7 protein-coding genes are annotated in these 7872 nt (G+C 72.1%); 5 read left to right on the forward strand and 2 right to left on the reverse strand.

Going from position 1 to position 7872, the window contains the following annotated elements:
* Positions 1 to 135: 135 nt before the first annotated feature.
* Positions 136 to 1650: an Nramp family divalent metal transporter gene (locus AB0H87_RS34440; protein WP_360155437.1), complete on the reverse strand. Its 1515-nt coding sequence runs from the start codon at positions 1648 to 1650 to the stop codon at positions 136 to 138.
* Positions 1651 to 1759: 109 nt separating this feature from the next.
* On the opposite strand from AB0H87_RS34440, the gene AB0H87_RS34445 reads away from it, so the two are divergent.
* The 5 genes from AB0H87_RS34445 (at position 1760) to AB0H87_RS34465 (ending at position 7617) form a co-directional block, all read left to right on the forward strand.
* Entirely contained in the window at positions 1760 to 3211 is a 1452-nt protein-coding gene (locus tag AB0H87_RS34445) for an FAD-linked oxidase C-terminal domain-containing protein (protein WP_360155440.1), read from the forward strand.
* The gene (locus tag AB0H87_RS34450) at positions 3211 to 4323 is read left to right on the forward strand and encodes an FAD-binding oxidoreductase (RefSeq protein WP_360155443.1); all 1113 of its coding nucleotides are present in this window, start codon (positions 3211 to 3213) and stop codon (positions 4321 to 4323) included. Before AB0H87_RS34445 ends, AB0H87_RS34450 begins: the two co-directional genes overlap by 1 nt.
* The gene (locus AB0H87_RS34455) at positions 4324 to 5601 is read left to right on the forward strand and encodes a (Fe-S)-binding protein (RefSeq protein ID WP_360155446.1); all 1278 of its coding nucleotides are present in this window, start codon (positions 4324 to 4326) and stop codon (positions 5599 to 5601) included.
* Positions 5598 to 7172 carry a malate synthase A gene (aceB, locus tag AB0H87_RS34460; RefSeq protein ID WP_360155448.1) on the forward strand — a complete coding sequence of 525 codons (1575 nt, stop codon included), beginning with the start codon at positions 5598 to 5600 and terminating at the stop codon, positions 7170 to 7172. The genes AB0H87_RS34455 and aceB overlap by 4 nt, the downstream gene beginning before the upstream one ends.
* 238 nt (positions 7173 to 7410) lie before the next feature.
* Positions 7411 to 7617 carry a hypothetical protein gene (locus AB0H87_RS34465; RefSeq protein WP_360155451.1) on the forward strand — a complete coding sequence of 69 codons (207 nt, stop codon included), beginning with the start codon at positions 7411 to 7413 and terminating at the stop codon, positions 7615 to 7617.
* Here the strand turns inward: AB0H87_RS34465 and AB0H87_RS34470 are convergent.
* A partial coding sequence (locus AB0H87_RS34470; RefSeq protein WP_360155454.1) for a hypothetical protein occupies positions 7574 to 7872 on the reverse strand: 299 nt, incomplete at its 5' end. The two genes, AB0H87_RS34465 and AB0H87_RS34470, sit on opposite strands and share 44 nt — an antisense overlap.

A 7872-nucleotide genomic window follows, 5' to 3' on the forward strand; every position in this document is an offset into this window, starting at 1 on the left:
GATCAGCCGGTCCAGGTCGGCCTTGACCCGGGTCCACGCCTGCATGGTGTCGCCGCGCCCGTGCAGCAGATACAGCACCGGGTACCGGGTCGCGCTGAGGTCCGCCGGTCGAGGGGTTCCCGGGGGTGGAGACGGTCAGAACACGACCAGGGGGTCGCCGAAGAAGTCGGCGATGAAGTTGATGAAGAAGAAGCCGAAGAACACGACGTTGATGCCCAGCAGCACGTAGTGCCACGGGCGCGGCCTGGCCGCCTTCGGCAGCCGGGCGTTGAGATACATGAGCATGAACGGGTAGATCAGCGCGCCGAAGTTGGACATGTTGGCCGACCACTGCACGAGGTTGACCGGCACAGCCAGGTGCAGGATCACCGCGATGACCACCAGCAGCACCAGCATGAACGGGTAGTAGAACCGCCGCGGGTCGCCCTCCAGCAGGCGGCGCAGCCGCGGGCTCGTGGCGTGCGCGGCGTCGGTGGTCACCCGGACCATGCCCTCGAAGATGCCGAGCTGTGTGCTGAACAGCACCAGCACGCCGAGGATCAGCGCGATGTAGAACATCCACCGGCCGTACTCCGCGTCGAGCGCCGAGGCGACGAAGGTCGGCACCGACGCGGCGGTGGGCCGCTGGCCCGAGACCTCGACGGCGTGCGCCATCAGGATCGTCGGCAGCAGCATGCCGAGCATCGCGCCGATGAAGAAGACGCCCCACATGTCGACGATCAGCAGGCGGTACCAGCGCTTCCAGCGGGCCGTGTTGGCCGCGTCGTCGGGGAACGTGACGCCGGTGGCCAGCATCTCCTTGCGGTCACCGCGCAGACCGGAGATGTAGCCGGTGCGGAAGCCCATGCCGTAGCCCTTGTCGCGGTAGTGCCCCATCACGTACCAGTTGAGCCCGGACGCCAGCGCGGTGAAGCCGGCGAGGCCGCCGAGCTGGGTGGCCGTGATGCCGTCGGGCGGTGCCGCCGGCGTGAAGAACCCGCGGATGCCGTCCCACCACAGCTCGAACGGCACCACGAACAGGTCGATCAGCAGCAGGCCGACCAGGATCGCGCCGACCATCACCCAGTTGGCCAGCTCGAGCGCCCGGCTGATCCGCTTCGCCGCCACGGTGATCAGGAAGACCAGCAGGAGCAGGGCGATCGCCCAGATCCGTGGCTCTTCGGCGCCGGCTGGTGGCACCGCGCCGTGCACGAGCGCGTAGACGCCCTGCCCGGCGGAGGCCGCCCAGCCGCCCGCGATGAACGCGAAGATGATGACGAAGACGGACAGTGGGACCCAGAGCTTGAAGCCGGGCGGCACCCGGCCCCAGCCGACCACCGGAGCCTCACCGGTCGCCAGCACGTAGCGCGAACACTCGACGTTGTAGAACGTCTGCAGCACGGCGGAGACCAGGATGACCCAGCCGACGCCGACGAAGCCGTACTGGCCGACGGCCTGGGGGCCGAGCAGCCACTCGCCGCTGCCGATGGAGATCCCGAGCGCGATCAGGCTCGGCCCCACCGCGTACTGGAACAGCTCACGGGGCCCGATCTTCCGGACCCCGAACACCTCCTCCGGGTCGGGCAGGTCGGCGACGGCGAGCGGTGGCCGGCTGACGCCGAGCTGTGCGGAGCCCGGTGAATCGGGACGGACGTCGAACGCTTGATCCATGGCGCCTCCTTGCGTGGAAGTGCCCCCGGGTAGAGATCCATGGTCGTCCATCGAAGGTGGTCATGGCAACAGGCGCGATCACCGGCGTCCGGGCGTAAGGTCAGGGGTGATGGACGGGCACGAACTGGTGGAGCGGCTCCGTCGCGTGGTCGGCGACCGCTGGCTGCTGCTCGACGAACACGACCTGCGCACCTACGAGTCCGACGGCCTGTTGCAATATCAGCAGGTCCCGCGCCTGGCCGTGCTGCCAGGCACGGGAGGGCAGGTGCGCGAGTGCGTCGCCCTGTGCGCCGAGGCCGGCGTGCCCTGGGTGGCCCGGGGCGCGGGTTCCGGCCTGTCCGGCGGCGCCTTGCCGGTCAAGGACGGCGTGCTGATCGTGCTGTCCCGGCTCAACCGGATCCTCGAGGTCGACCTCGACAACGGGCGGGTCTGCGTCGAGCCCGGTGTCACCAACGCCGCCGTCTCGACCGCGGTCGCGCCCGACTTCTTCTATCCGCCCGACCCGTCCAGCCAGATCGTCTGCACCATCGGCGGCAACGTCGCGGAGAACTCGGGCGGCGCGCACTGCTTCAAGTACGGCTTCACCACGAACTACGTGACCGGCCTCGAGGTGGTGCTGCCCGACGGCGAGCTCGTGACGATCGGGGGCAAGGAGCTGGACACGCCCGGGTACGACCTGCTGGGCGCGTTCGTCGGCTCCGAGGGCACGCTCGGGGTGGCCACGAAGATCTGGCTGCGCGTGGTGCCGGTGCCGGAGGCCACGCGTACCCTCGTCGCGTTCTTCGACTCGACCCGGCAGGCCGGTGCGGCCGTCTCGGCGATCGTGCAGGCGGGCATCGTGCCGGGCGCGATCGAGATGATGGACGCGACCACGATCCGCGCGACGGAGGAGATGGCGCACGCCGGCTATCCGGTCGGCCGGGGCGCGGCGCTGCTGGTCGAGCTCGACGGCGCCGAGGCCGAGTGCGACGCGCAGTTCACCCAGGTCACCGAGATCTGCGTCGCCCAGGGCTCCGACGACGTGCGGGTCAGCCGCGACGAGGCCGAGCGGGCGCTGTTCTGGAAGACCCGCAAGTCGGCGTTCCCGGCGATGGGGCGGATCTCGCCCAACTACTTCGTGCAGGACGGCGTCGTGCCGCGCACCACGCTGCCGGACGTGCTGGTCCGCATCGACGAGCTGGCCGCCGAATACGGTCTGGTCGTCGCCAACGTCTTCCACGCCGGCGACGGCAACCTGCACCCGCTGGTCTGCTTCGACGCCGCCGTCGAGGGCCAGGCGGCCCGGGCGGAGGAGCTGGCCGGCCGCATCCTCGACGTGTGCCTGGAGGCAGGCGGGTCGATCACCGGCGAGCACGGGGTCGGCGTCGACAAGCGCAAGCACATGGCCAAGATGTTCGGCGAGGACGACCTGGCCGCGTTCCAGCGGCTGCGCTGCGCGTTCGACCCGGAGGGCCGGGCCAACCCGGGCAAGGTGATGCCGACGCCCCGGCTGTGCGGCGAGGTGCCGGGGGTCTATCGGCAGCATCCGCTCGAAGCCGCCGGTCTGGCGGAGCGGTTCTGATGACGACGGCGTCCGCGGTGCGTCCCGCTTCGACCGAGGAGGCGGCGGCCGCGCTCGCCGGGCTCTCGGACGCCACGGTACGACCGGTCGGCGCCGGCAGTCGCGCGGAGTGGGGCGGTGGCGACGCGCCCGGGACGGTGACCCTCCACACCGGAGGGTTGGACCGGATCGTCGCGCACAACCCCGGCGACTTCACCGCGATCGTGCAGGCCGGCGTCCCGCTCGCCGAGTTGCAGCGGCACCTCGGGCGCGAGGGCCAGTGGCTGGCGCTCGACCCGCCCGACCGGGGCGGCACGATCGGCGGGCTGGTCGCCACGGCCGACTCCGGGCCGGCCCGGCACCGTTACGGGGGCGTCCGCGACCTGGTCATCGGCATCACCGTGGTGCTGTCCGACGGCTCGGTCGCACGTTCCGGCGGCACGGTCATCAAGAACGTCGCCGGGTACGACCTCGGCAAGCTGTTCGCCGGCTCGTACGGCACGCTCGGCCTGGTCACCCAGGTCGCGGTCCGGCTGCACCCGTTGCCGGCCCGCACCGCCACCGTGGTCGCCGCGACGGCGGACCCGGGCACGCTGACCGGTGCGGTGCGCGCGATGTCCCGCCACCCGCTGGAGGCGATGGCGCTCGACGTCTCCTGGCGGTCGGGGGAGGGCCGGCTCCTGGTCCGGTTCGGCGGGGTGACGGCGGAGGCCCGGGCCGCCGACGCGGCCAAGCTGCTCCGCGACGTCGACGTCAGCGTGGTCGCCGACGACGAGTCGATCTGGGCCGCCCAGCGTTCCGCCCAGCGGGGCCCGGCCGTGGTCAAGGTCTCGGCCCTGCCGACCGACCTGCCCGCGGTGCTCGCCGCCGCCGGTGAGGCCACGGTCGTCTCGCGGGCCGCGCTCGGCGTCTCCTACCTGTCCTTCCCGGCCGGCGACGACCTCGCGGCCCGCGTGGCTGCGGCCCGCGCGGCCCTCGCGCCGCGCCCGACCGTCGTGCTCGACGGCGCCGGGCTCGTCGACGCGCCCTGGCCCGCACCCGACCCGGGCACGCTCGCGCTGATGCGCCGCGTCAAGGCGCGGTTCGACCCCGCGGGCATGTTCCGGCCCGGCACGTACGTGGGAGGCATCTGAATGACCGACACCGCGTGGGACGCGAGCCGGCCGCCGGACCCGGAGCTGATCAAGGACTGCGTCCACTGTGGCTTCTGCCTGCCGACCTGCCCGAGCTACGCGGTGTTCGAGAACGAGATGGACTCGCCGCGCGGGCGGATCCTGCTCATGCGGGTCGGCCACGAGGATCCCCTCTCGTCGTCCATGATGGAGCATTTCGACCGCTGCCTCGGCTGCATGGCGTGTGTGACCGCGTGCCCGTCGGGTGTCCAGTACGACCGGCTCATCGAGCAGGTCCGGCCCCAGCTCGAGCGCAGCCCGCTGCGGTCGCGCACCGAGCGGCTGCACCGGGCCGCCATCTTCGCGCTGTTCACCCACCCCGGCCGGCTGCGGGCGATGGTGCCGGCGATCGCGGCGCAGGGGCGGCTGCGGCTCGCGTCGCTGTTCGGTGACCGGGCGCTGCGTACCCGGATCGGCGCCCTGCTGGCCCTCGCACCCAAGGTGCCGATGCGGGCGGCGACCAGGCAGCTCGCCGTGGTGACCCCGGCGGCGGCCGGCGTCGAGCCCCGCGGCCGGGTGGCGTTCATGCAGGGCTGCATCCAGCGCGTGCTCTACGGCGACGTCAACGCGGCCACGGTGCGGGTGCTGGCCGCCGAGGGCTGGGAGGTGCACGCGCCCCGCCGCCCCCGCTGCTGCGGCGCGCTGCAGCTCCACTCCGGGTTCGAGCCCGAGGCGCTGGGGCTGGCCCGGCAGACCATCGCGACTTACGAGGGTTTCGACGCGATCGCGGTCAACGTGGCCGGCTGCGGCTCGGCGATGAAGGACTACGGGCACCTGCTGGCCGACGACCCGGCCTGGGCCGCACGGGCGGCGGCGTTCTCCGCCAAGGTCCGCGACGTGCACGAGCTGCTCGACGCCCACCCGGCGCAGGCCACCCGGCACCCGCTGGAGCTGAATCTGGCGTACCACGACGCCTGCCACCTCGCGCACGCCCAGGGCGTGCGGATCCCGCCGCGGGCGCTGCTGCGCGGCATCCCCGGCGTGACCCTGGTCGAGCCGCGCGAGTGGGAGCTGTGCTGCGGCTCGGCCGGCATCTACAACCTGTTGCAGCCGGACGCGGCTGCCACACTGGGCAAGCGCAAGGCCGACAACCTGGCGGCGACCGGCGCCGACGCGATCGCGGCCGCCAACCCCGGCTGTGCGTTGCAGATCACCGCGCACCTGGGCCGCGACCGGGCGGTTCCGATCTACCATCCGATGACCCTGCTGGACGCATCCATCCGAGGAGTCGCGCCATGACGCTGCGCCCCGTCGACCAGACCGACCTGAGCGAGCGCGGCCGCGCCGAGATCCTCTCCGCGGAGGCGCTGGCCTTCCTCGGCGAGCTGCACGAGCGGTTCGACGCCCGCCGGCGGACACTCGTGGCGGCGCGCCGGGAACGGTCCGCGCCCGCCGACTTCCTGCCGGAGACCGCGGACGTGCGCGGCGGCGACTGGCGGGTCGTGCCGCCCCGGCCGGACTACGCCGACCGCCGGGTCGAGATCACCGGGCCGACCGACCGCAAGCTGGTCATCAACGCGCTCAACTCGGGCGCCAAGGGCTTCATGGCCGACTTCGAGGACGCCAACAGCCCGACCTGGAGCAACCAGGTCGAGGGGCAGGTCAACCTCGTCGACGCGGTACGCGGTTCGATCTCCTACGACGCCTCCGACGGCCGGCACTACGCCCTGCGCGACGAGATCGCGACCCTGCTCGTCCGGCCGCGCGGCTGGCACCTGTCGGAGAAGCACCTGGTCGCCCCGTCCGGCGACCGCGCGTCGGGTTCGCTGGTCGACTTCGGGCTCTTCGCGTTCCACAACGCCCAGGCGCTGCTCGACCGCGGCAAGGCGCCCTACCTGTACCTGCCCAAGATGGAGCACCACCTCGAGGCCAGGCTGTGGAACGACGTGTTCGTGTTCACGCAGGAGGCGCTGGGCCTGCCGCACGGCACCTTCCGGGCCACCGTGCTGATCGAGACGCTGCCGGCCGCGTTCCAGATGGAGGAGATCCTTTTCGAGCTGCGGGACCACTCGTACGGCCTGAACGCCGGCCGCTGGGACTACATCTTCTCGATGATCAAGTCCTATCGGGACAACCCCGCGTTCGTCCTGCCCGACCGGCTGTCCGTGACGATGACGGCGCCGTTCATGCGCGCGTACACCGAGCTGCTCGTGGCCACCTGCCACCGGCGCGGCGCGTTCGCGATGGGCGGCATGGCCGCGCTGATCCCGTCCCGCACCGACGCGGCGGCCAACGAGCGTGCGACCGACGCGGTCCGGGCCGACAAGCGGCGCGAGGCGGGCGCCGGGTTCGACGGCACCTGGGTCGCCCACCCGGACCTGGTCCCGGTGGCGACCGCCGAGTTCGACGCGGTGCTCGGCGACAAGCCGAACCAGATCGACCGGCAGCGCGACGACGTCGCCGTCAAGGCCGGCGAGCTGCTCGACGCGGCGGCCACCCCGGGCGCGATCACGGAGGCCGGGCTGCGCAACGACGTCAGCGTCGGCTTCCGCTACATCTCGTTCTGGCTCTCGGGCCGCGGCGCGGCCGGCATCAACAACCTGATGGAGGACGCGGCCACCGCGGAGATCGCCCGATCCCAGCTCTGGCAGTGGATCCGCCACGGCGCGACGCTCGACGACGGCCGCACCGTGACCCGGTCGCTCGTCGCGGACGTGCTCGACGAGGAGATGGCGAAGATCCGCGCCGAGGTGGGCGAGGACGTCTGGCACAAGGGCCGCCCGGACGAGACGAAGGCCGTCTTCACCTCGGTCACCCTCGGCGACACGATGCCGGAGTTCCTCACCATCGACGCCTACGAGATTCTTTAGGGGGTCTCGTGCGGGCCAGGGCGGCACTCCGCCGGGCCCAGACGACGCCCGGGCGCACGCGGAGCGCGGCCGGATACAACTCCGGTATCCGACCACCCTCCGCGCACACCCGGACGCCGCCTGAACCTCGCCGTAGCACCACCCTGACCCGCACGAAACCCCCTGGGTTTGCCGCCACGCACAGACCGGGTATCAGGCCACACCCGCGCACGCGGGATGAGTGGACCTGGGAGGGACTGTGCGCACAACCGGGATCGGTGGGTTGATAGTCGTGATCTGGCTCGTCATCGGTGCGATCGCGGCCGGGCAGCGCGGCTACTTCAGCAACGACGACACCAACTGCGCGGAGGCCAGCAACACGATCGTCACGATCATCGCCGGGCCGCTGAACTACTTCGGCGTCAACCCGAAGGTCGACTGCGACCTTCCAGAGCCGTCACGGTAGGCCCGACCTCCGCCCAGCGGATCACCGGTCGGGTCCAGTCGACGCCGACGGTGACACCGCGCAGGTACGTGTCGACCAGGTGGGCCTCGTCGCACAGGCGCACCGGGTCGGCCCGGCCGGTCGACCGTCTGCGGTCGTAGACCCGGCCGAGCACCAGCACGTCGAGCTCGTCGGCGGGCACGGCACGGCTGCACCGGCAGATGTACCGCCGGAGCCCCCGGATCGTCTCGGCGGTCATCTCGGCACCGCAGGTGC

Origin of the sequence: Asanoa sp. NPDC050611 (genome assembly GCF_040654855.1) — a bacterium.
In the GTDB taxonomy this organism is placed as follows: Bacteria; Actinomycetota; Actinomycetes; order Mycobacteriales; family Micromonosporaceae; genus Asanoa.